Genomic DNA, 22,042 nt, shown 5'->3' with positions numbered 1-22,042 from the left:
GTGGTCGCTACTCTGTGCACAGGACCGGTTCTTCCGACCTGAGGCGGTGTGCGTGTCATCTTGGCGTGGCAAGGACAAGAGTCAGGAACTCGAACGGCTCGCCACTCTCGCTGGCGAGGCGTCGGCTGACGCCGCCGTCGCGATGGAAGCCGCCGAACTGGCGCTGCCGCCCACCCCGCCGGCGCCACCGGACCTGACGGCCGCCGCCTTCTTCGACGTCGACAACACCATGATGATGGGCGCGTCGATCTTCTACTTCGCCCGCGGCCTCGCCGCGCGCAAGTTCTTCACGACCGCCGATCTCGCCGGTTTCATGTGGCAGCAGGTGAAATTCCGCGTCGGCGGCCGCGAGAACAAGGAAGACATCAAGACCCACCGCGAGCAGGCACTGTCCTTTGTGGCCGGACGAACGGTCGCCGAGCTGACCGAGATCAGCGAAGAGATCTACGACGAGCTGATGGCCGACAAGATCTGGTCCGGCACCCGCGCGCTCGCCCAGATGCACCTCGACGCCGGCCAGCGCGTGTGGCTCGTCACCGCGACCCCGATCGAACTCGCGGCCATCATCTCGCGCCGCCTCGGCCTCACCGGCGCGCTCGGCACGGTCGCCGAGACCGAGAACGGTGTCTACACGGGACGCCTCGTCGGCGACCTCCTGCACGGCCGTGCGAAGGCACACGCCGTCCGCGCGCTCGCTTCCCGCGAAGGTCTGAACCTGCGCCGCTGCACGGCCTACTCGGACTCCCAGAACGACGTCCCGATGCTCTCGGCGGTCGGCACCGCGGTCGCGGTCAACCCCGACGCGGGCCTGCGCGACGTCGCCCGCGCCCGAGGCTGGGAGATCCGCGACTTCCGCACCGGCCGCAAGGCCGCCAAGATCGGCGTGCCCTCGGTGCTCGGCGCCGGCGCGGTCGCGGGCGCGGTCGCCGCGGGCCTCGCCTACCGCCGCCGCTAGGCCGACCTCGTCAAAGCCCGAAAGCCACTTTCGTCAGATCGCATCTGACGAAAGTGGCTTTCGGGCTTTCGTACGGGGTGCGTCAGCCGCGGAAGATGCCCTGGCGCTGGGAGAGGCGGCGGTAGAGCGTCTGCTGGATCGACTCGCGGACCTGGTCGGTCAGGTTGAACACGAGCATCGGGTCCTCTTCGGCGCCCGGGTAGTACGAGTCGGTCTGGATCGGCTCGCCGAACTCGATGGTCCACTTCGTCGGCAGCGGGATCGCACCGAGCGGGCCGAAGAGCGGGAACAGTGGCGTGATCGGGAAGTACGGCAGCCCGAGCATGCGCGCGAGCACCTTCACGTCCCCGATCTTCGGGTAGATCTCCTCGGCGCCGACCACCGACACCGGGATGATCGGCACGCCGGTGCGCAGCGCGGCCGACACGAAACCACCGCGTCCGAAGCGCTGCAGCTTGTAGCGGGCCGAGAACGGCTTGCCGATGCCCTTGAAGCCTTCCGGCCACACGCCGACCAGCTCGCCCTTGGAGAGCAGGCGCTCGGCGTCGGCGTTGCAGGCCAGTGTCTGGCCGATGCGGCGGGCGAACGATCCGATGAAGGGCACTTTGAAGACGAGGTCGGCGCCGAGGCCGCGCATGTGGCGGTGCTTCGGGTGCTCGTCGTGTACGGCGACCGCGGTCATCAGCGCGTCGATCGGCAAGGTGCCCGAGTGGTTGGACACGAGCAGCGCGCCGCCGTCGACGGGCAGGTTGTGCACGCCGTAAGTCGTTACGCGGAACCATTTTTGGTACAGCGCACGCAAAGGCGGGAGCATGAGGGTCTCGGTGAGCTCGGCGTCGAAGCCGAACTCGTCGACGGTGTAACTGCCCGTCAGCCTGCTGCGCACGAACGCGATCGCCTCCGCCAGCGCCTCGGGCAGCTCGGAAACGTCCGGCTGCCGCACCGGCGCGGCGGCCGGTGCCGGGAAGTTGACGACCGGGGCTTGGAGCAGCCGTTCAGTCTCATCCGCTTCGGCGAGCTTCTCCGCGGGCACCTCGACGGTGTCCCTCGGCTTCTCTCTCCCCGGTCCGTGCAGCGGGATGACCTGTGCTTCGGCACTGCTCACGTTGTCCGCCTCGCTTTCCTTGTGCGGGTCTCGCTCGGGTTTCACCGCGCGGCCGACTGACCGGTCGCCGCCGCGGTCATCACTTTGCCCGCCAGTCCCGCCAGCAGGCCCCCGTCCAGGACGGGCCTGATGCCCCGGCCCTGGATGTAGTCATCGAATGCCTCGCGCGTCGTCCAGCGCGGGGTGTAGCCGAACTCCTTCTTGAGCCGCGTGGTGTCCACGACCCGCCCGAAGTTCAGCAGCCGTACCTGGTCGGCCGAGAAGTCGACGACGCGAGCGCCGCGCAGCACCTTCCCGATCGACGGCAATACTCCGCGCGGCATCGGCAGCTCGAGCCTGCCTGCGCGGCGGATCATCTGCGACAGCGTCATCACGCCGTCCGAGCCGACGTTGAACACGCCGGGCTTGTCGTGCACGGTCGCCAGCTCGAGCACGGACAGCGCGTCCGCCGAGTGCAGGAGCTGGATGCGGGCGTCGAAGCCGAACACCGTCGGGACCACCGGCAAGGCGAAGTACCTCGCCAGCACGGTGTCGACCTCGGGCCCGATGAGATTGATGAAGCGGGCCATGGTGACGGTGATATCCGGTCTGCGCCGGGATAAACCCCGTACGTAACCTTCCATCTCCACGGCGTCCTTGGCGTAGCCGCTGGAGTCCGCCGGGATGAGCTCTGAATCCTCGGTGAACACGGCCTGCGAGCGCGAGCTCGCGCCGTACACGGCCGCGGTGGACTTGACCACCAGCTTGCGCACCAGCGGCGAGCGCTGGCACGCGGCCAGCAGGCGCATGGTGCCGATGACGTTGACTTCCTTGATCGCCGTCCGGCGGCTGGGGCCCGCCGGATGCGCGGTCGTCGACGCGTGCACGACCGTGTCGACCTTGGCGCTGCTGATGACCTTCGCGATCAGTGGGTTTCGAATGTCCGCACGCACGAATTCGGCGTGTCCCATTCGCTGCAGCACGGATTTCGCCGGCGGTGTGGTGTCCACGCCGATCACCCGCTCGAAGTCGGGGTTGTTACCGAGCCTGGCCAGCAGTTTTCCGCCCAGCTCCCCACCGACCCCGGTCACGAGCACGATGTTGGACGGCATGAGTCTCCCTACGGCGATTAGGGCTTTTTTCGATCTTCACGGGCTCAGTCACCCGAGGTGCGCGAACCTGCACTCACTGGAAGCATCGCGCCGACGCCCTCAGGATGTTACCGCTCATTAGGCATGGCCCAGAGGCGTCTTACATGCTATTAACTCGCCCACCTGGCAAACGTTTCGTGACGTCACTCGAATGGGGGCAGGGGTGCCCACAAACAGAGAATGGCCCGTCCAAGTGCTGGACGGGCCATACCCGAGCTGTCTCGCAGCCGAAGGCTACTTACCGGCCTTCCTGCGCTGAACCCGAGTGCGGCGAAGCAACTTGCGGTGCTTCTTCTTCGACATGCGCTTGCGGCGCTTCTTGATCACAGAGCCCACGGGCGCTCCTTAGGTCGTCGTCGGTCACGCTGCCCGGCGCAGCGTCCAACGGTTGGAGCGCACAGGCACGAGCGGTCTACCAGGTTACCCGCGCCTGTCCAGGACTGAGTCGGCGGGCCCGGCTTCGGGCCCGCCGCTCACTCAACCTACGTCGAAGTATGCCCCTTCGAGGTAAGTGTGCACTGCTTTCTCCGGCACTCTGAACGACTTGCCGACCCGAACGGCCGGCAGCTCACCCGAGTGCACGAGGCGGTAAACGGTCATCTTGGAGACCCGCATGAGCGTGGCCACCTCGGCGACCGTCAAAAACTGGACCTGCCCGACCGCGGGCACGTCCTCCTTCTTGTTCGGCGGCATGATTCACCGATCCTTCGACACGTGTCGCGCCGCGCGGCTTCCCCACCGGCGGTACCGACACGCACGTGCTCTCGTGAGAGTAGCGGGACTCGTGGGACTAATGCGACGCCAGTCACCGGTATGGGCCCCTGACCTGCCCCATTTGCACTAGCCAATTTCTCTCGGGTCCCCCGAATGCCACCTCGACCAGGGAAAAAAAATCCCAATGTGGCGTTGGTCAGCTTTGACCTGACCAACGCCACATTGGCTGGCCGGAACCTGACGAAAGCCACATTGGGATTTTTTTCCCGGGCTGGTCAGGGGGTTTCGTGGGCCTTGCCCAGCTCGACCGAGCGGTCGCGGGCGGCTTCGATGGCCGCCAGTAGTGCGGCGCGGACGCCGTGTTTCTCCAGCTCGCGGATGGCGTTGATGGTCGTGCCGGCCGGGGAGGTGACCGCCTCGCGCAGGATGACCGGGTGTTCGCCGGACTCGGCGAGCATCTTCCCGGCGCCGACGGCCGACTGGACGATCAGGCTCTCGGACAACGCGCGCGGCAGGCCGAGCAGGATGCCGGCGTCGATCATGGCCTCGACCAGGAAGAAGAAGTACGCGGGCCCGGAACCCGAGAGCGCGGTCACCGCGTCCTGCTGCGACTCCGGCACCTCGACGACCTTGCCGACGTGCTCCAGCAGCTCGCGGACGACCGTCAGGTGGGCGGCCGTCGCGTGCTTGCCGGGTGACATCGCGCTCATCGCCTCGCCGACCAGCATCGGCGTGTTCGGCATCACGCGCACGACCGGGACGCCCGAAGCCAGCCGACGCTCGTACAACGCGGTCGGCAGCCCGGCGCACAGCGAGACGACCAGCGAGTCAGGCCCGAGCAGCGGCGCGAGCTCGTCGAGCACGGGGTCGATGTCCTGCGGCTTCACGGCGACGATCAGCACGTCGGCACGCTTGGCCGCCTCGGGCACGGTCACGCCGTGCACGCCGTACTTCTCGGTCAGCTCGGCGGCCCGTGCCGGATATCGCTCGGTGAACAGCAGGTCATCGGCGCTCGTGCCGCCGTGCAGCAGCCCCGAGAGCAACGCCTCTCCGATTTTTCCGGCACCCAGCAACGCGATAACGCTCATGCCGACCATCCAAACACGCGGGCTCAGGCTCCCGGCGCGGGTGCCAGTCCCAGCTGACGGGCCTGGGCGACCAGGCGGCCCTGCGAGTCGATCACCAGCGCGTCCGAGTCGAACCAGGACTCGTGCACCGAGCGGCAGTCCACGATCACCCGCAGCCAGCCCGGCGCCGGGCGCGTGCGCAGCAGCGCGGTCAGCTGCACGCTCGGCGCCCAGCCGAACCGGCCTAGGTTGAACACGACGGGCGGGTTCACGTCACCGGCGACCAGCGCGAAGTACGGGTCGGCCAGTCCGTGGCGAGGCCGGACCCACAGCTTGATCCTGGGCGGGTCGCCGGTGCGACCGGCCAGGTACCCCACGGTGGCCGGGTCGAGGCGCACATCGCAGCCCTTGGCCAGGTTGAAGGTGCCCTCGGCGGTGTCGCCCGCGATCGCGATCGCGCTGGCGGGCGGCTCGACCGGCATCGCGGGCAGTTCGGTCCATTCCGGACGGCGCATCGGCAACCGGCCCGCGGTCACCCTGGCCTCGACGCAGCTGCGGCCGCGCTGTTCCAGTCCGACCGCGACCACGGTCGCGCGCCTGCCCACCTTGCGCACGTCCGTGCGCAGCAGCACCGGGCCGATCGCGGGCGGGCGCAGGAACTCCGCGCTCACCGCGAGCGGGTCGGCAGGCGGCTCACCGCGCTCTTGGAGCACCGCGAGCGCGGCCTTGGCGAGCAAGGCCATGAGGAAGCCACCATGCGGGTGGCCGCCGATGGACCATTCGAGCTTGAGGTCGGCGGTGAACGTCCCGTCACCCATCGACCGCACCGTATTCGCCACGTCGAAGGACGTGGCGGTGTCGTCGAGCGGGCTCACCTAACGCTGACCAGCGCGGACGAGCACCGAAGACGATCTACGCAAGGCACGTGCTGACGCACGGTCGCGCCCCCCTCCACCAGGTAGCGCGCGGGGGTGCTCGCGCGCTCGCTGAGGATAGCCACCCGGCTACCGGGTGCTCTGCGCCCGGCTACGAATCGTTTCATTCGGGTTTCGGATAGCGACGATCGCAGCGGGCTCACGCACGGGACTTTACGTGTTCACATGCGCGAAATGGAGGCACCCGCGACAGTGTCATGAAACGGGTGAACTTCTCACTGTCCCAGGTGGAGGCGTGCGAACAGCAGCGACTCGGCCAGTTCGGCCGCGCGCTGCGCCTGCCCGGTCGCGTGCCTGGTGTTGATCTCCAACACGATCTGCCCGCTGAAACCGTTGCTGACCAGCTTTTCGAGCAGCTCCGCGCACGGCTGGCCGCCACGGCCCGGCACCAGGTGCTCGTCCTTGGGGATGCCGGTCCCGTCGGCGAGGTGGACGTGCGTGAGGCCCTCGCCCATCCGCTCGGCCAGCGCCAGCGCGTCCATGCCCGCGGCGGCCGTGTGCGAAAGGTCGAGCGTGTAGTGCCGGAACCCGACGTCCGTCGGGTCGATCGACGGCCGGAACGCGGACACCCGCGAGGTCCGCGAGCCGCCGGGCGGGCGCACCTTGAACATGTTCTCGACGGCGATCTCGATGCCGCTGGCGTCCTCCAGCTCGTCGACCAGGTCGCCGAACGCGTCGCCGTAGCGGCGCTGCCAGCGGAACGGCGGGTGCACGACGACCGTGCGCGCGCCGAGATCGACGGCGGCGTCCACGGTGCGCCGCAACCGGATCACCGGGTCCGGCGACCAGATCCGCTGCGTGATCAGCAGCGACGGCGAGTGCACCGAGAGCACCGGCACGCCCGTCCGCCGCGACCAGCGGCGCAGCGCGGAGACGTCCTGGCTGACCGGGTCGGCCCAGACCATCACCTCGACCCCGTCGTAGCCGAGGTCGGCGGCCAGCTCGAACGCCGTGCCGGCGCGCACCGGCCACACCGAAGCCGTCGACAGCCCGACCGGTACCCGCGATGGTTCAGTCACGCGGTCATGGTCCTATCTGGACAGCAGGAGCAGCGCCGCGGGTGACACGGTCACGACCAGGCCGACCAGCACCGCGAGCACGGTGGTCTGCAGGTCCTCGGCGCGGCGGATCTTCCGCACGATCCAGACCAGCCCGACGACCACCAGCAGCGCGGCGATCAACGCGGCGGCGGGCAGCTTCACCCACAGCCAGTTGAAGCCGAGCCAGACGGCGGCGCCACCGAGGACACCGGCCGCGAGCTGCCACGCCAGCGCGAGCCACTGCTTGCCAGGAGAGCCTTCCTCCTCGGCGGGCGGCGGCTCTTCCTCCTCGGCGACGGGCTCGTTGTCGTACTCGTCCTCGTAGTCGTCGACGAGCGGGTCGTCGTCGTAGTCGTACTGGTCGTCCAGACGGCCGGGCGGCGCGTTCAGGCCGAGCGGCGGCTCGTCGTCGAACGGGTCCTCACGCGGCATCGCGCGCTGCGGCGCGAACGACGGCGGCGCCGAGTACTGGGTCGGCGGGCCACCGTCGAGCAGCGACGTGTCCAGCTGCGGCTCCTGGTCGAGCGGCACCGCGGGCATGACGCCGACCTCGGTGTCGTCCATCGCGACCGCTTTGCGCTTCTTGCGCCAGCTGGCCAGCCCGGCGGGCGGCTCGTCCCCGACCGGCGCGGGTGGCGCCGCCGCTGCCGGCGGAGCCGGAGGCACCGGCGGAGCGGCGGGCGGGATGTCGTCGATGATCGTCGGGATCTGCTCGGTGTAGTCCTCGGGCTTCGGCTGCTGCCGGGCAGGCTGCCGCCGCGGCCGCCGGGGCGGGGCCTGCGGTGACTGGAACGTCCCGCTGCCCATCCCACCGGGACCGGGCGGCGGGGGCGGCGCGATGTCCGGCTCGGCGTCGAGGCCGTCCAGCCGCGACGAAAGCGCGCCGGTGTCGGCGGGTAACGGCGGCGGCTGGGCGCCGCGCGGGCGGGCCGGGGTGATCCGGCGCCGGGTCTCCTCCTGCGAGACGGGCGGCGGCGGTGCGGGGGCGGGTGGTGCTTGGCGCGGCCCACGGCCACGCGGCGGCAGCGGGAGCTGCCCGGAGTCCTGCGGATGCGGCGGCACCGGCGGCGGCGCCACCGGGGGCGGCGGCATCTGCGGGCGCGGGAGCTGCGCGGAGTCCTGCGGGCGCGGCAACTGGGCCGAGTCCTGCGGACGGGGTAGCTGCCCGGAGTCCTGGTGCACCGGCGGCTTGACCCGGAACGGCCCGGAGTCCTGCCGCTGGCGCGGCGGCGGGGCAGGCTGCTCCGGCTGCGCACGACGGCCCGGCGCCTGCGGGGGCGCCGGCGGCGGTGACTGCGCGCCACCACCCGCGACCCGGTCGATGATCGCCTGTGGTCCGGTGTCACCCGCGGTCGGCTTGCGCCGTGAGCCACCTGGCTCCGGCGTCTCGACCGCGTCGTCCTCGTCGGCGGCACGCCGCCGACGCCGACGCCCGCCTTCGGGCTTCGCACCGTGTTGGGCGAGCAGTTCGGCCACCGTCTTCTGTGGCTGCTCGCTCCCGCTTTCCTCTGCCATCCCCTTCACCGTGCCCGTGTCTGACTGTCCAAGTCCAGTGTGCTGCTGCCACCGGTCCATTTACGCGACGAACCGCCACGATCCGTGTTCGAAGTTTCGTCCGCGCCGTTCGCGAGATCCAGTCGTCGAAGGATGACACCCTCCCGCAGCGCCCAAGGACAGATTTCGAGTTCGGAGAGTGACAACGCCTTCATCGTCGCCTGCGCCACCAGCGCACCGGCGACCAGCTGATGGGATCGGCTGGCGCTGACCCCTTCGAGGTACGCCAGGTCGTGCGCCGACATCCGCGAGATAAAGGCGATGAGCTGGCGCAACGCGGTATCGGTCAGCACCCGCTTCGCCCTCGGCCCCGCCGCCGACGGCGCGGCGCCGGTCAGCCTGGCGAGCGACCGGAACGTCTTCGACGTCGCGACCACCCGATCGGGGGTGCCCAGCCTGGTGACGCGGTTCGCCAGGTCACCGAGCTGATCGTCGAGCCACGCGGTGGTGTCGATGAGCTCGGAGCGTGACGGCGGGTCGTGCCGGAACCGGGTGCGCGTGGTGCGCCCGGCGCCGAGCGGCAACGAGACCGCCAGCTCCGGCTCCTCGTCCATGCCCATCGCGACTTCCAGCGAGCCGCCGCCGATGTCGAGCACCAGCAGCTTGCCAGCCGACCAGCCGAACCACCGGCGCACCGCGAGGAACGTCAGCCGCGACTCGTCGGCGCCCGAGAGCACCTTGAGCTCGACCCCGGTCTGCTCGGCCACCTTGGCCAGCACCTTCGCCGAGTTCTTGGCCTCGCGCACGGCCGAGGTGGCGAACGCCATGACGTCCTCACACCCCAGCCGCACGGCCGCCGCTTTGGCCGATTCGACCGCGTTGACCAGGTCGTCCGCGCCCGCCTTGCTGAGCTCACCGGTCTTGGTGATCTGCTCCGCCAGGCGCAGCACCGCCTTCTCGGAGTGCATCGGCGTCGGGTGCGCACCACGATGCGCATCGACCACCAACAGGTGGACGGTGTTCGATCCGACGTCGAGGACCCCTAGGCGCACAGGGGGCTACGGTACCCGTTCTTCATCTCAGGTCTCGAACTTGTAACCAAGTCCGCGGACGGTGACGAGGTGACGGGGTGAGCCGGGATCGGGTTCGATCTTGGACCGCAGCCGCTTGACGTGCACGTCGAGGGTCTTGGTGTCGCCCACGTAATCGGCGCCCCAGACCCGGTCGATGAGCTGCCCGCGGGTGAGCACCCGGCCCACGTTGCGGAGCAGGTACTCGAGGAGGTCGAACTCCTTGAGCGGGAGCGAGACCTCAGCCCCGTCAACAGTGACGACGTGCCGTTCGACGTCCATCCGGACCGGCCCGGCCGACAGCACCAGCGGGGCCAGTTCGCCGTCCGCGCCGGGCTCGCCGCCGCGGCGCAGCACCGCGCGGACGCGGGCGATGAGCTCACGGGCCGAGTAGGGCTTGGTGACGTAGTCGTCGGCGCCCAGTTCGAGGCCGACCACCTTGTCGATCTCACTGTCGCGGGCAGTGACCATAATCACGGGGACGGCCGAGCGCTGGCGCAGCTGCTTGCACACGTCGGTGCCGCTCATCCCGGGCAGCATGAGGTCGAGCAGCACGATGTCGGCGCCGTTGCGGTCGAACTCCTCCAGCGCCTGCTGTCCCGTTCCGGCGACGGCGGCGGTGAAGCCCTCCTTGCGCAGCAGGAAGGCGAGCGGGTCGGCGAACGACTCCTCGTCCTCGACGATGAGTACCCTCGTCACAGCTTTCCTCCATGGTCGGGGGCTTCTTGCCCGGTCACCACGAGCCGGGGTGTCCGCTCGGGGGTCTTCTCCTGCCGCGGTGCGGGCGGGATCTGCTTGCCGGTGGCCGGTTCCGGCGAGATGTGCGCGGGGATCCGCAGGGTGAACGTCGATCCGGTGCCCGGACTACTCCAGAGTCCCACCGATCCGCCGTGATTGGCCGCCACGTGCTTGACGATCGCCAGACCGAGACCTGTCCCGCCGGTGGCGCGCGAACGGGCCTTGTCGGCGCGGTAGAAGCGTTCGAAGACGCGTTGCTGCTCGTCCTCGGCGATCCCGATGCCGCGGTCGGTGACGGCGATCTCGACGTTGCCATCGGCCAGTCGCCTGCTGATCGACACCGGGCTGCCAGGCGTCGAGTACGCGATGGCGTTCTCGAGCAGGTTCGACAGCGCGGTGACCAGCAGCGTCCGGTCGCCCTCGACCAGCAGGCCGCTGGCCGCGTCGGTGGTCACCGAGATCTCGGCGGACTCGGCTGACAACGATGTCCGCCCGAGCGCTTCGCGCACCACGGCGTCGACCTCGACCACGTTCAGGTCGGGCAGCCGCTCGGCGCCCTGCAGCCGGGACAGCGCGATCAGCTCGGTCACCAGCTGGCCGAGCCTGGTCGACTCGCGCAGGATCTTGGAGCCGAACCGGCGCACCTCGTCGACGTCCTCGGCCGCGTCGAGCACGGCCTCGGTGAGCAGCGCGATCGCGCCGACCGGGGTCTTGAGCTCGTGCGAGACGTTGGCGACGAAATCGCGGCGGGTGGCCTCCAGCCGGACCGCCTCGGAGTGGTCGACCGCCTCGACGATGGTGAAACCGTCGCCGAGCGGGCGCACGATGCCGAGCACGGCCTCCGGCTGGCGGCCACGCGCTTCGAGCGGGGAAAGGTCGATTTCCATCGGCTCGTCGGTCTCGACGACCTGTTCGGCCGCTTGGCGTGCCCTCGGGTCGGCCTGGCTGACCCGCACCAGGCCGAGCTCGTAGGCACGCGGGTTGTGCAGCACCATGTCGCCGAACCTGTTGAGCACGACGACACCGTTGTTGGAGGAGCGCACGAGCCGCATCAGCAGCTCGGCGACGGTCGGGCCCTCGGGCTTCCGCTCGGCCCGCTGGGTCCGGGTGCGGGCGACGAGGAAGCCGATGGCGACTCCGACCACCAAAGCACCGATGGCCAGTGCGAATGAGACGGGCACGGTCACGAGAGGATGGTAAGCGCGGAGGTAGCCCATTGGCCTAGTACTGGATGCGTTCTCGTGACGGCCGTGACACCTGCGGGGAACAAGTTCGGCGCCGGTTCAGGCTCCGTTCATTTCGTTGCCTCTTACCGGCTTCTTCACGCACTTCAGAGGCTATCGAGGTCCTCGGCCGCCAGCCGGAGCGAACCGGCCGCGATGTTCTGTTCCAGGTGCGCCAGGTCACCCGTTCCGGGGATGGCGAGGACGTTCGGTCCCTTGTGGAGAGTCCAGGCGAGCCGGATCTGCGCGGGCGTCACGCCGTACTTGGCCGCGAGCTCGTCGACGGCGGCGTTTTCGGTGGAGTTGGCGACGGCGAAGAACGGGACGAAGGCGATGTCGTGACGCGCACAGGTTTCGATGAGCGCGTCGTCCTCACGCCGGGTGTCGAAGCCGTACTGGTTCTGCACACAGACGACCGGCGCGATCTTCAGCGCCTCGTCGAGGTGTTCGGGGCCGACGTTCGAGATGCCGAGTTCCCGGATCATGCCCGCTTCGCGGAGTTCCGCCAGCGTGCCGAACCAGTCGGCGAGCGAGCCGGTGCCGCGCTCGAGTGCCTCGCCGAGACGCAGGTTGACGACGTCCATGTGCTCGCGGCCGAGCTGGCGGAGGTTCTCCTCGACCTGGCCCTTGAGCTGCTCGGGCGTCGCGAACGGCAGGAACGTGCCGGACGGGTCGCGGCCGGGCCCGACCTTGGTGGTGATGACGAGATCGTCCCGGTAGGGCCGGAGCGCGGCGTTGATGAGCTCGTTGGCGGAGAGGTGTCCGTGGAAGTAGAAGGCGGCCGTGTCGATGTGGTTCACCCCGAGTTCGACGGCACGCCGGAGTACGGCGATCGCGGAGTCGCGGTCGCGGAACATCAGGCGCATCGCGCCGAAACCGAGCCGGTTGACGGTGAACTGGCCGAGTTTCCAGGTGCCGGAAGCTGCTGCGTTGGTCATGGATTCAGCTTCGCTTCGGTCTTTTTTCGGCGCAGCGTTTGGCAACTTGCTGCCGGGTTGCGGACACTGGCGGCGTGGACGACGTAGTGGTGGTACGCGGCGAGCAGGAGCTGTTCGCCAGGACGGCGCATCTTTTCGCGCGCGCGGACGAGATCTCGTGCGCGGCGAACGACCTGCACACCTGGGCGGCCTCGCGGCCGGGCGAGATCCAATCGACCGGCGGCAAGCGGATCAGGAAGGTCTACCGGCCCGGCGTGCTGCTCGACTCGGCGCGCGAGCTCCGGCACGCGGAACGCCTCGGTGTGCAGATCCGGATCACGACCAGCGAGGTCAACGAAACGATCATTTTGGACTCTCGCATCGCGATACTCGCGGGTGACAAGGAAGCCGGTTCTCAGTCCTATAGCGTGATTTCCAAGCCGGAGCTGGTCCAGGGAATCGTGTCGCTGTTCGAAGCGGCTTGGCGCGGCGCGACCGAACTTTCCGTCTATGACGCCGATTTCGCCGAACTGCGCCTGCAGGCGCCGCAGATCTTGGACCTGCTTTCCTCTGGCTGCAAGGACGAAACGGCCGCACGCACCCTCGGCCTCGGCCTGCGCACGTACCGCCGCCGCGTCGCCGAGCTCATGGACGCGCTCGGCGCGACTTCCCGTTTCCAGGCTGGCGCCCGCGCCCGCGAGGTCGGCATCCTCTAGCCCGGACGCGGTAAAAGCCCGAAAGCCACTTTCGTCAGGTGTCATCTGACGAAAGTGGCTTTCGGGCTTTTACCGGGTTCCGGGTACTAGCGGCCCTGGTTGGCGACCGCGGCAGCGGCTTCCTTGGCCGCTTCCGGGTCGAGGTAGAGGCCGCCGGGGGTGACCGGCTTGAGGTCGTCGGTCAGGTCGTAACGCAGCGGGATGCCGGTCGGGATGTTCAGTCCCGCGATGTCGGCGTCGGAGATCCCGTCGAGGTGCTTGACGAGCGCGCGCAGCGAGTTGCCGTGCGCGGCGACGAGCACGGTCTTGCCCGCGCGCAGGTCCGGCACGATCTCGGACTCCCAGTACGGCAGCAACCGCTCGACGACGTCCTTGAGGCACTCGGTCAGCGGGGCCTTGTCGCCGAGGTCGGCGTAGCGCGGGTCGTGCGCCTGGCTGAACTCGTCGTCCGGGTCGATGGGCGGCGGCGGGGTGTCGTACGACCGGCGCCAGAGCATGAACTGCTCCTCGCCGTACTGGTCCAGGGTCTCCTTCTTGTTCTTGCCCTGGAGCGCGCCGTAGTGGCGCTCGTTGAGCCGCCAGTCCCGCTTGACCGGGATCCAGTGCCGGTCGGCGGCGTCGAGCGCGAGGTTCGCCGTCGAGATCGCGCGGCGCATCAGCGAGGTGTGCACGATGTCGGGCAGCAGGCCCGAGTCCTTCAGCAGCGCACCGCCGCGACGTGCCTCGGCCTCGCCCTGCTCCGAGAGCGGCACGTCGACCCAGCCGGTGAACAGATTCTCCGCGTTCCACGTGCTCTGCCCGTGACGCAGCAGCACCAACGTCCCAAGTTCGACCATGGGCGCAAGCCTGCCAGAGATGTGCTCGCGCGGGACGGGCGGACCAGTTACCCCGATAAGTCCTACCGAGAGTGTGTTACTCGACGGTAACACGTCACCCACAGAACAGAATACTCGTCAACAAGCCTGAATACCGCCCATTTGGACTGCATTACGTTAGCCCATCTGGGGAAGTTCACTCGAATGGAGTAACGAGTAGTCTTGTGATTACAGGTGGACATCTGACAGGTTGACTACCGTCCCGCTCGGTCGGATTCCACGCACTCCCCGACCGGACGCGGACCGTGACCGCGACTCGTCTCCCCCCTGCCGAGTCGCGGCCCCGCCGGCCCCGTTGGCACCCCCCTCGTCACCGGGTCCACAAGTGGCGGGAACTTCAGCGGGGCGGCTTGAGATCGCGACTCCCCCCTCCCTCAAGCCGCTCCGCCTTTCCCCAGTTCAGGACTCGTGAGTGGCGTGGCCGGTTCTAACCGGCCAAAACACTCACGACCTGGGTCACTCGGCGGGCATCGGTTCGGGGGTGACCGGGACGCGAGCGGGGCGACGCTTGCGCAGCCACCAGACCAGCGCGAGCGCCGGGACGCCGATGAACAGCAGGAACGGCCCCAGTGCGCCCAGCACGGTCAGCACGCCGCCGCCGAAGGTCAGGAACGCGTCCCAGCCGTTCGCAAGGCCTCCGAAGAAGCCTGAGCGCTCCTCCGGCTTTGCCGGTGGCGTGCCCTTCTGCGCGACGCTCACCGAGATCGTCGACATGGCGACGCTGCCCGCGAGCGCCTGCTGCCTGCGCTGCATCGACTCGAGCTCGGCTTCACGAGTAGTCAGCTCGGCCTCGACCGAGGTGATCTCGCCGACCGAGTTCGCCTTCGCCAGCAGCGCGCGGACGCGCTCGACGCTGGCCTTCTGGGTCGCGATACGGGACTCGACGTCCACGACCTGCTCGGTCACGTCCTGCGTGTTCTGCTCGCGGCTGGTGACCTCGCCGAGCTTGGAGAGGTCCGACAGCGTCACGTCGAGCTTGTCGCTCGGCACCGCGAGGCTGACCGTCGCCGAGTTCTTGTCGCTGCGCTCCTGGCCGGTGTAGCCGCCGGCGCCGACCGCGACCTGGCGCACCGAGTCGACGATCGCCGGCACGTCGTTCGCGGCCAGCGAGAGCTTCGCGGTCTTCACGAGCTTGCGGTCTTGGACGCCCGCCTGCCCCACGGGCACGCCCGCGCCCTTGCCCTGCTGGCCCGGCTTGCCTTGCGACGAGCCCGCGCTGTCCTTCGCCGAGCCCGAGCCCTGCTGCGGTTGCGCCGGCGCCTGCGCGGCCTCGCCGGAAAAACTCGTCGAACTCGTCCCGGAGTCGTTCGAGCCGCAGCCCGCCACCGCCAAACCGGCCGCGACCAGCACCAACCACCGTCTAGCCGAGAACTTCATCGCCTGTCTCCCTCCAGTCATGGCCGGTGAGACGGGCGAAGTGCTCAGGTGCGTTGCATATGCGAAATCACGAGTTGGTCAAGGAGCCAGGCTCGTGCGAGGCGGGCTCGATCAGGTGCTTGAACGCCTGCAGGTTCGCCAATGATTCACCACGCGAGACGCGCCAATCCCACTCGCGCTTGATCGAAGTCGCGAAGCCGATTTCCAGCAGGGTGTTGAAATCACCGTCCGCGGCTTCGAGCACCTGCCCGAGTATCTTGTCCAGCTCCTCCTCGGAAACGGTGTCCAAGCCGAACCGGCCGACCAGGTAGATGTCGCCGCTGGAGTCCAATGTGTAGTGAACCCCGTACAGTTTCGCGTTGCGCCGCAACAGAAATCGGTAGACCTCTTCGTGCGCCTCGTCGGGACGGCGGCAGACGAATGCCTCCACGGCCAGCGCGTGCGCGCCGACGATCAGCCAGGCGTTGGTCTGCAGCTTCTTCGTGCCGGGCAGGGTGACGAAAAACCCGCTGTCACCCCGTTTTTCGTACTTCAGCTCCGCATTGTCCAAAGCGGACTCGATGATCGAGCCGACACTCACACCGCCACCTCCAGAGCACGCTGGAACGCGCTCGTCGCCTGCGTGTAGGTGTCCAGCAAAGCATCCGTGGTGCGCTGCCACGAAAAGCGACGCGCGTGCGTCACCGCGTTGGTCGAAAGTTCCGCGTGCCGATCGGGCCGCAACGCCACGTTCGCCAGCGCGGACGCCCAGTCCGGACCGGCGTGCGAGGGGACGAGCAGGCCGGACACGCCGTGCACGACCGCGACCGGCAGCCCGCCGACCTCGGCGGCGACCACCGGCGTCCCGCAGGCCTGTGCCTCCAGCGCGACCAGGCCGAACGACTCGTTGTAGCTCGGCACCGCGACCACGTCCGCGGCGCGGTAGACGTTGACCAGCGACTGGCCCGGCTGCGGCGGCATGAACCAGGTCTGCCGCTCGATTCCCAGCGACACGGCCAGCTCACGCAGGGCCTGCGGCTGCTCCAGCCCGGTGCCCGACGGCCCGCCGACGATCAGCACGACCAGCCGCGACGCCAGCTCTGGACGCTGCCGCAGCAGCTCGGCGGCGGCGTAGAGCAGCACGTCCGGCGCCTTCAGCGGCTGGATACGGCCCGCGAACGCCATGATCACCGCGTCCTGCGGCAACCCGAGCGCCTCGCGGGCGGCGGTCTTGGAGCCGGGCGTGAAACGTTTCAAGTCGACACCGGGCGCGACGGTGTGCACCTCGCGCGGGTCGGCGTCGTAAAGCTCGATGAGCTGGCGTGCCTCGACGGCGGTGTTCGCGATGAGGCTGTCGGCCTCCTCGACCACCTGCTCCTCGCCGATCACGCGGGTGCGCGGTTCGGGGGTGTCACCATCGGCGAGCGCGGCGTTCTTGACCTTGGCGAGCGTGTGCGCCGTGTGCACCAGCGGCACGCCCCATCGGTCGCGCGCGAGCCAGCCGACCTGGCCGGAGAGCCAGTAGTGCGAGTGGATCAGGTCGTAGTAGCCGGGCTCGTGGAACGCCTCGGTCCGCAGCACACCCGAGGTGAACGCGCACAGCTGCGCGGGTAGCTCGTCCCGGCCGAGCGGCTCGAACGGCCCGGCGGGGATGTGCCGGACGAGCACGCCTGGCGCGAGTTCGGCCACCGGCGGCTGGTCGGACGAGGTCGCCCTGGTGAACACCTCGACCCCGACCCCGCGCGCGGCCATCTCCTGCGCCGTCTCGCTGATGTACACGTTCATGCCGCCGGCATCACCGGTGCCGGGCTGCTCTAGCGGCGATGTGTGCACTGACATCACGGCCACCCGGCGCGGCGCACGACGAATCCCATGCAGGGAGAAGCTCACCAAGTACTCCTGAGTGCTTAAGCGGTCACGTCGTCGGCGAACTGCCGTAGCGCGCCGGAAAACTCCGGCCTCGCTTCGGCGAACGGCAGATGCCCCACATCCGATAACCAACGCGTAACAGCACCCGGAATCTTCCCGGCCGCGTATTCCGCTGCCGAGAAGTTGACGACCCGATCATCCGTGCCATGCACGATCAGGGTCGGGACGTCGATGGCCGCGAGCACGTCCTCGCTGCCGACATCCCGCTTGAACAGGGCTTTCCTGACCAGTGGCGGCGTCGAGAGGCTCGCGCCGAGTAAAGCCTGCCCGAGTGCGCCCGGTACTACTTTCGTAGCCTGCGCGCGAGAAAATTCGACCAGCGCCGGGACCGCGATGTCCGGATCGTCCGATAACGCGGCGGGCAGCGCGGCCGCCATGGCCGGGCCGATGCTCCCGCCGGGCCGTCCCCTGCCGATTTCGGTGATCGCGCCGACGAGCACGATCCCGCTCAACCGTGCGGTTCCGTGCGCGCGCAGGTAGTCCGCGATGACGAGCCCGCCGTAGGACCAGCCGACCACGATCGCGGGTGCGGCGGCGAAGTCGAGCACGGCGGCGAGCTCATCGGCCCACACCTGCGAATCGCCGTACCCGTCAGCGGGGACGTCCGAGGCGCCGTGGCCGCGTAAATCGACCGCGACCAGGCGATACTTCCGCAGCGACTCATCGGTCAGCTGCGGCTGCCAAGCCTGCGACGACTGGGCCCAGCCGTGCACGAAAACGATCGCGGGCGCGTTCTCGGCGCCTTCGACGCGGACCGCGAGCCGGACCCCGTTCGCGCTGACCTCGGTGTTCACTTGACCGCGGAGAAGGACTTCCAGGTCGGCCAGTCGTACAGCCAGTCCTTGACGTCCGATTTGGTCGGGCCGGGCAGCCGCGAGCCCTTGATCTCCACCGGGTCACCGACGATCGCCGAGTCGAAGTAGTCCTTCGCGTCGGCTTCGAGCAGGTTCACGCAGCCGTGCGAGTTGTTGGTCTTGCCGATGGCGGACGCGTTGTCCTGGTTCTCGTGGATGAACTCGCCGTTGTTGGAGATCCGGCAGGCCCACTTCTTGTTGACGTTCGTGTAGCCGTAGCGCGCGTTGTCGAACACCGCCTGCGGCTTCTTCTCCATCACGATGAAGGTGCCGTTGGGGGTGTTTCGGTCGACCTCGGCGTCCAGGCCGTTGGCGCAGGGGTAGCTCTTGTACTCCGCGCCGCCCCGGTAAACGTGCATCCGGTGGTCGGGGGTGTTGATCTTGACGACCTGGTTGCGGCCGATCTTGAACTTGGTGGTGACGTCGGCCTTGCCGTACGCGCCGCCGCCGAGGTCGACGCCGAGCAGTTTCGCCTCGACGCTGACCTCGATGTTGGCGGGCCAGTACTCCTTGGGCCGGAAGTCCACCTGGGTCTCGGACAGCCAGCCCCACGAGCCTTCGATGTCCTTGTCGGTCTTGACCTTGAGCGCCTTCTCGACGTCGGCCTTGTTCTTCACCGCGGATGCGAACTTCACGCTGATCGGCATCGCGACGCCGACCGTGACGTTGTCGGCGGGATTCAGCGTGGCGCGGACCTCTTTGGCGGGCTTGAGCGTGGTGAAGGTGCCCTTGAGCTCGGCAGGCTTGTTGTCGGTGCCCATGGCCTTGGCCGCGTAGGTGTAGGTCTTGCCGTAGCCGAGCGGCTCGGAGCTGGTCCAGCTCAGCCCGTCGGCGGCCAGCTCGCCCTTGACCGCCTTGTCACCCTCGCCGGTGACCTTGACCTCGGTCAGCTTGCCCTCGGTGACCTTGACCACGATCGGCTTGGCGACCGGCGCGTCCTTGGCATCGACGGCGGGCTCGGCGGTGATCTTGGCCTTCGGCGCGTCCTCGGCGGGCTTGCCGTCGACCGAAGTGGCGTTGCCGCTCTCAGTGCTGGAGCAGGCAGCGAGCAGCATCGAAGCCCCCGCGGCCAGGGCAGCCTTGAACACCGTGCGCCGTTCCAACACCGTCAACCTCCCATTGCCACCCCGTCAACGCCTAACAGCGCTTTACCGCGGTTCGACGTTACTTCTCCCCCACTGTGCTTTAAGACGTGTTTACCCCGCGTGGGTTGCCCCTAGACGTGGCAGTTGATGAGGAGCGGCTCGGGGTGAAGCTCCACGCCGAAGCGCTTGAGAACGCCATCGCGAACTTCGGCGGCCAGCGTGAGCAGGTCTTTCGTCGAGGCGCCGCCGCGGTTGGTGAGGGCCAGGGTGTGCTTCGTGGACAGGGAGACGCGGCCGCCTGGCCCCTGGTGGCCCTTGACGAACCCGGCGCGCTCGATGAGCCAGGCCGCCGACAGCTTCACCCCGTTGTCGGCCGGATACTCGGGGATACGGACGTCGCCGACGACCTCGGTGATTTGGGCCCGAACAAGGTCAACTCGGTCGGCCGGGATGATCGGGTTGGTGAAGAAGGAGCCGGCGCTCCAGGTGTCGTGGTCGGCCGGTTCGAGGACCATGCCCTTGCCGCGGCGCAGTCCGAGCACGGCCTCACGGGCTTGCGCGACCGGCACCCGCTCGCCGATCTCGACGCCCAGCGTGCGGGCCAGTTCGGCGTAGCGGACGGGCACCGAGAGGCCGTCCGGCGTGAGCGCGAACCGGACGCTGAGCACGACGCCAGCGTCGGTGCCCTTGAGCACGCTCGTGCGGTAGGCGAAGCCGAGGTCGGCGGCGGACATCGTGCGGACCTCGCGCGCGGCGCGGTCGTAGAACTCGATCGACACCAGCGTCTCGCTGATCTCGCAGCCGTAGGCGCCGACGTTCTGGATCGGCGTCGCGCCGACCGAGCCGGGGATGCCGGACAGGCATTCGACGCCGCCGAGGCCCTCGGTGACCATGGACTCGACGAACTCGTCCCAGTTCTGGCCAGCCGCGACGTCGACGAAGTCACCGTCACGCTTCCAACCGGAGGTCGAGATCTTGATCACGGTGCCGTCGAACCCGGCGTCGCCGACGACCAGGTTGGACCCGCCGCCGAGCAGGAGCACCTGCTCACCGGCCGCGTCGGCGCGCGCGACGAGTGAGACCAGCGCGTCGGCCGACGTCGCCTCGGCGAAGGCGCGCGCCGGGCCGCCGAGCCGGAGCGTGGTGTGGTCGGTCAGCGTCGTCTGGGTAGGGGTCACGGCAGGAAACGGTACTGTCCGGGGCATGGGATCCCGTATCGAGCACCGCGCTTTGTTCTCACCGGACGTCGAAGCGGTGCTGGCCGCCACGTCCACTGAGGACGCCATCCGCGCGCGCCTCGCGGAAATCGGCGGGGAGCACGCCGAGCTGCTGAGCTTCACGCCGTCCGGCGACGGGGTCAGCTTCAAGCTGCGGCAGGGCATCTCCGCCGACCGGCTGCCGCAGGCGGTCCGGGTGATCCACAAGGGCGACCTGATGGTCGAGCGCACCCAGACCTGGACCCGCGAGGGCGAGGGCTACACCGGCACCGCGACGGCCGTCGTCAGCGGCGTGCCCGGCGAGATCACCGCGCGCACGTCACTCAAGCGCGAAGGCGACAAGACCGTGCTGGCGAACCTCGGCGAGGTCGTCGTCCGCATCCCGCTGATCGGCTCGAAGCTCGAAGGCGTGATCGCCGAACAGGTCACCAAGCTGCTCCACCGCGAAGCCGAGTTCACCGCGAAGTGGCTGGCCGAGAACGCCTGATCGGGGCGCCGACCCGCGGCACGACCAACCCGAACCGGCTCCGCCGCGTCGACCGCTGGCTGACGGCGGACCCCGCCGTCGTCGGCCTGCTGCGCGCGCCTGCCCCTCCGCTGGTCGTCGACCTCGGCTATGGCGCCTCCCCGGTGACGACGGTCGAAATGGCCCGCCGCCTGCGGACGGTCCGCCCTGACGTCCGCGTGCTCGGCCTCGAACTCGACGCCGAACGGGTCGCCGTCGCCCAGTCCGCAGCCGGTCCGCTGCTGGAGTTCCGGCGCGGCGGCTTCGAGCTGGCCGGGACGCGGCCCGCGCTGGTGCGCGCGTTCAACGTGCTGCGGCAGTACGACGAGACCGAGGTCGCGCAGGCGTGGCAGCTGATGCTGGACCGCATCGCCCCCGGCGGCCTGTTGGTCGAAGGCACCTGCGACGAGATCGGCCGCCTCTGCACCTGGGTCACGGTTTCCGCCGCAGGCCCGCTCACGTTGACGTTGTCCTGCAAGGTTTCCACTCTGGACCGACCGTCCACAGTGGCCGAACGCCTGCCCAAGATCCTGATCCACCGGAACGTGCCCGGCGAGCGCGTCCACGACCTCATGTCCACCTTGGACACCTGCTGGGCCACGGCCGCGCCCCACCAGGCCTTCGGCCCCCGCGCCCGCTGGGTCCACACCGTCCACCTCCTCACCCAGCGCGGCTGGCCGGTCCAGGGCCGCCCCTCACGCTGGCGCCTGGGCGAGCTCACCCTCCCCTGGCCCAGCGTCGCCCCCCACCCCTGACGAAACCCCGAAAGTGGCTTTCGTCAGATGCGATCACCCGAAAGCCACTTGGTCTCAATCGGTTGTTGCAAGTAGTGGTGGCTGATAGGAGATCGTCATGCCAGGACCCCGGTTGACGTGCGAGGAACGGGAAAAGATCCAGAACGGTCTGGATCAGGGACTTACCCAGGATGTGATTGCGAGAGTCCTGGGTAGGTCACCCTCGACGATTTCACGGGAAGTGCGCCGAGGTGGTGGGCCGCGGTGCTCCAGGCCCGGCGCCACGATCACTGGCCGGCCTCGCCGCTACCGGGCCGACCGAGCCCAGCGTCTGGCCCTCGAACGCGGCCGGCGCCCGAAAGCCCACCGGCTGGCCGGTGAGC

The 22,042-nt window shown here is 69.0% G+C and carries 24 protein-coding genes; 5 read left to right on the top strand and 19 right to left on the bottom strand.

What is annotated here, in order from left to right:
• Positions 1–52 precede the first annotated feature (52 nt).
• Positions 53–955 carry an HAD family hydrolase gene (locus BLV57_RS26715; RefSeq protein WP_091293326.1) on the top strand — a complete coding sequence of 301 codons (903 nt, stop codon included), beginning with the start codon at positions 53–55 and terminating at the stop codon, positions 953–955.
• A gap of 82 nt (positions 956–1,037) precedes the next feature.
• On the opposite strand, the gene BLV57_RS26710 is transcribed toward BLV57_RS26715, so the two are convergent.
• The 12 genes from BLV57_RS26710 to BLV57_RS26655 all read right to left on the bottom strand — a co-directional run bounded on the left by BLV57_RS26710 (position 1,038) and on the right by BLV57_RS26655 (position 12,409).
• Positions 1,038–2,105, bottom strand: coding sequence for a lysophospholipid acyltransferase family protein (locus BLV57_RS26710; protein ID WP_245757532.1), 1,068 nt, complete (start codon positions 2,103–2,105; stop codon positions 1,038–1,040).
• Positions 2,102–3,151, bottom strand: a complete 1,050-nt coding sequence (locus tag BLV57_RS26705) for an NAD-dependent epimerase/dehydratase family protein (protein ID WP_091293324.1) — start codon at positions 3,149–3,151, stop codon at positions 2,102–2,104. Before BLV57_RS26705 ends, BLV57_RS26710 begins: the two co-directional genes overlap by 4 nt.
• 273 nt (positions 3,152–3,424) lie before the next feature.
• Complete coding sequence (locus BLV57_RS26700; RefSeq protein ID WP_007030867.1) at positions 3,425–3,526, bottom strand: 30S ribosomal protein bS22; 102 nt, start codon at positions 3,524–3,526, stop codon at positions 3,425–3,427.
• Positions 3,527–3,667: 141 nt separating this feature from the next.
• The gene (locus BLV57_RS26695; RefSeq protein ID WP_091293322.1) at positions 3,668–3,883 is read right to left on the bottom strand and encodes a helix-turn-helix domain-containing protein; all 216 of its coding nucleotides are present in this window, start codon (positions 3,881–3,883) and stop codon (positions 3,668–3,670) included.
• A gap of 296 nt (positions 3,884–4,179) precedes the next feature.
• Positions 4,180–4,992, bottom strand: a complete 813-nt coding sequence (gene proC, locus BLV57_RS26690; protein WP_091294177.1) for a pyrroline-5-carboxylate reductase — start codon at positions 4,990–4,992, stop codon at positions 4,180–4,182.
• A gap of 23 nt (positions 4,993–5,015) precedes the next feature.
• Positions 5,016–5,789, bottom strand: coding sequence for a thioesterase family protein (locus BLV57_RS26685; RefSeq protein ID WP_091294176.1), 774 nt, complete (start codon positions 5,787–5,789; stop codon positions 5,016–5,018).
• Positions 5,790–6,121: 332 nt separating this feature from the next.
• Positions 6,122–6,925 carry a sugar phosphate isomerase/epimerase family protein gene (locus BLV57_RS26680; protein ID WP_091293320.1) on the bottom strand — a complete coding sequence of 268 codons (804 nt, stop codon included), beginning with the start codon at positions 6,923–6,925 and terminating at the stop codon, positions 6,122–6,124.
• Between the two features lie 12 nt (positions 6,926–6,937).
• Positions 6,938–8,461, bottom strand: coding sequence for a hypothetical protein (locus BLV57_RS26675; RefSeq protein ID WP_091293318.1), 1,524 nt, complete (start codon positions 8,459–8,461; stop codon positions 6,938–6,940).
• A gap of 5 nt (positions 8,462–8,466) precedes the next feature.
• The gene (locus tag BLV57_RS26670; protein ID WP_091293316.1) at positions 8,467–9,492 is read right to left on the bottom strand and encodes a Ppx/GppA family phosphatase; all 1,026 of its coding nucleotides are present in this window, start codon (positions 9,490–9,492) and stop codon (positions 8,467–8,469) included.
• Positions 9,493–9,519: 27 nt separating this feature from the next.
• Positions 9,520–10,209, bottom strand: a complete 690-nt coding sequence (locus BLV57_RS26665; protein WP_091293314.1) for a response regulator transcription factor — start codon at positions 10,207–10,209, stop codon at positions 9,520–9,522.
• Positions 10,206–11,435, bottom strand: coding sequence for a sensor histidine kinase (locus BLV57_RS26660; protein WP_281244437.1), 1,230 nt, complete (start codon positions 11,433–11,435; stop codon positions 10,206–10,208). Before BLV57_RS26660 ends, BLV57_RS26665 begins: the two co-directional genes overlap by 4 nt.
• Before the next feature lie 143 nt (positions 11,436–11,578).
• Positions 11,579–12,409: an oxidoreductase gene (locus tag BLV57_RS26655; protein ID WP_091293311.1), complete on the bottom strand. Its 831-nt coding sequence runs from the start codon at positions 12,407–12,409 to the stop codon at positions 11,579–11,581.
• A gap of 74 nt (positions 12,410–12,483) precedes the next feature.
• On the opposite strand from BLV57_RS26655, the gene BLV57_RS26650 reads away from it, so the two are divergent.
• Positions 12,484–13,104 (top strand): helix-turn-helix domain-containing protein, encoded by a 621-nt coding sequence (locus BLV57_RS26650; RefSeq protein WP_091293309.1) that lies wholly within the window; start codon positions 12,484–12,486, stop codon positions 13,102–13,104.
• Between the two features lie 86 nt (positions 13,105–13,190).
• Here the strand turns inward: BLV57_RS26650 and BLV57_RS26645 are convergent, their stop codons facing one another.
• The 7 genes from BLV57_RS26645 to BLV57_RS26615 form a co-directional block, all read right to left on the bottom strand.
• On the bottom strand, positions 13,191–13,940 hold the full coding sequence (locus BLV57_RS26645) for a phosphoglyceromutase (RefSeq protein ID WP_091293306.1): 750 nt from the start codon (positions 13,938–13,940) through the stop codon (positions 13,191–13,193).
• 495 nt (positions 13,941–14,435) lie between these two features.
• Positions 14,436–15,356, bottom strand: coding sequence for a DUF4349 domain-containing protein (locus BLV57_RS26640; protein ID WP_091293304.1), 921 nt, complete (start codon positions 15,354–15,356; stop codon positions 14,436–14,438).
• Positions 15,357–15,423: 67 nt separating this feature from the next.
• On the bottom strand, positions 15,424–15,936 hold the full coding sequence (locus BLV57_RS26635) for a type III secretion system chaperone family protein (RefSeq protein ID WP_091293302.1): 513 nt from the start codon (positions 15,934–15,936) through the stop codon (positions 15,424–15,426).
• Complete coding sequence (mshA, locus tag BLV57_RS26630) at positions 15,933–17,174, bottom strand: D-inositol-3-phosphate glycosyltransferase (RefSeq protein ID WP_176968832.1); 1,242 nt, start codon at positions 17,172–17,174, stop codon at positions 15,933–15,935. The genes BLV57_RS26635 and mshA overlap by 4 nt, the downstream gene beginning before the upstream one ends.
• A 68-nt stretch (positions 17,175–17,242) precedes the next feature.
• Positions 17,243–18,058 (bottom strand): alpha/beta fold hydrolase, encoded by an 816-nt coding sequence (locus tag BLV57_RS26625; protein ID WP_091293300.1) that lies wholly within the window; start codon positions 18,056–18,058, stop codon positions 17,243–17,245.
• Positions 18,055–19,224, bottom strand: coding sequence for an Ig-like domain-containing protein (locus tag BLV57_RS26620; RefSeq protein WP_091293298.1), 1,170 nt, complete (start codon positions 19,222–19,224; stop codon positions 18,055–18,057). Before BLV57_RS26620 ends, BLV57_RS26625 begins: the two co-directional genes overlap by 4 nt.
• Positions 19,225–19,334: 110 nt before the next feature.
• Entirely contained in the window at positions 19,335–20,408 is a 1,074-nt protein-coding gene (locus BLV57_RS26615) for a UDP-N-acetylmuramate dehydrogenase (protein WP_091293296.1), read from the bottom strand.
• Here BLV57_RS26615 and BLV57_RS26610 point away from each other — a divergent pair.
• From BLV57_RS26610 to BLV57_RS44435, 3 genes are all read left to right on the top strand, one after another.
• Positions 20,407–20,907: a DUF2505 domain-containing protein gene (locus BLV57_RS26610; RefSeq protein ID WP_091293294.1), complete on the top strand. Its 501-nt coding sequence runs from the start codon at positions 20,407–20,409 to the stop codon at positions 20,905–20,907. The genes BLV57_RS26615 and BLV57_RS26610 overlap by 2 nt on opposite strands.
• Entirely contained in the window at positions 20,886–21,680 is a 795-nt protein-coding gene (locus BLV57_RS26605) for a class I SAM-dependent methyltransferase (RefSeq protein ID WP_091293292.1), read from the top strand. The genes BLV57_RS26610 and BLV57_RS26605 overlap by 22 nt, the downstream gene beginning before the upstream one ends.
• Positions 21,681–21,777: 97 nt before the next feature.
• On the top strand, positions 21,778–22,042 hold a 265-nt coding region (locus BLV57_RS44435), incomplete at its 3' end, for a helix-turn-helix domain-containing protein (protein ID WP_143047155.1).

The sequence above is a fragment of the Amycolatopsis xylanica genome (assembly GCF_900107045.1).
In the GTDB taxonomy this organism is placed as follows: domain Bacteria; phylum Actinomycetota; class Actinomycetes; order Mycobacteriales; family Pseudonocardiaceae; genus Amycolatopsis; species Amycolatopsis xylanica.
Note: the sequence above shows the minus strand (reverse complement) of the source record. Positions and strands in the feature narration are given on the sequence as shown.

What these genes read in the sequence shown, in the direction of transcription:
- BLV57_RS26705 (WP_091293324.1), bottom strand. Translation starts at nt 3,151, where the DNA reads ATGCCGTCCAACATCGTGCTCGTGACCGGGGTCGGTGGGGAGCTGGGC.
- BLV57_RS26695 (WP_091293322.1), bottom strand. Translation starts at nt 3,883, where the DNA reads ATGCCGCCGAACAAGAAGGAGGACGTGCCCGCGGTCGGGCAGGTCCAG.
- proC (WP_091294177.1), bottom strand. Translation starts at nt 4,992, where the DNA reads ATGAGCGTTATCGCGTTGCTGGGTGCCGGAAAAATCGGAGAGGCGTTG.
- BLV57_RS26685 (WP_091294176.1), bottom strand. Translation starts at nt 5,789, where the DNA reads ATGGGTGACGGGACGTTCACCGCCGACCTCAAGCTCGAATGGTCCATC.
- BLV57_RS26675 (WP_091293318.1), bottom strand. Translation starts at nt 8,461, where the DNA reads ATGGCAGAGGAAAGCGGGAGCGAGCAGCCACAGAAGACGGTGGCCGAA.
- BLV57_RS26655 (WP_091293311.1), bottom strand. Translation starts at nt 12,409, where the DNA reads ATGACCAACGCAGCAGCTTCCGGCACCTGGAAACTCGGCCAGTTCACC.
- BLV57_RS26645 (WP_091293306.1), bottom strand. Translation starts at nt 13,940, where the DNA reads ATGGTCGAACTTGGGACGTTGGTGCTGCTGCGTCACGGGCAGAGCACG.
- BLV57_RS26640 (WP_091293304.1), bottom strand. Translation starts at nt 15,356, where the DNA reads ATGAAGTTCTCGGCTAGACGGTGGTTGGTGCTGGTCGCGGCCGGTTTG.
- mshA (WP_176968832.1), bottom strand. Translation starts at nt 17,174, where the DNA reads ATGTCAGTGCACACATCGCCGCTAGAGCAGCCCGGCACCGGTGATGCC.
- BLV57_RS26610 (WP_091293294.1), top strand. Translation starts at nt 20,407, where the DNA reads ATGGGATCCCGTATCGAGCACCGCGCTTTGTTCTCACCGGACGTCGAA.
- BLV57_RS26615 (WP_091293296.1), bottom strand. Translation starts at nt 20,408, where the DNA reads ATGCCCCGGACAGTACCGTTTCCTGCCGTGACCCCTACCCAGACGACG.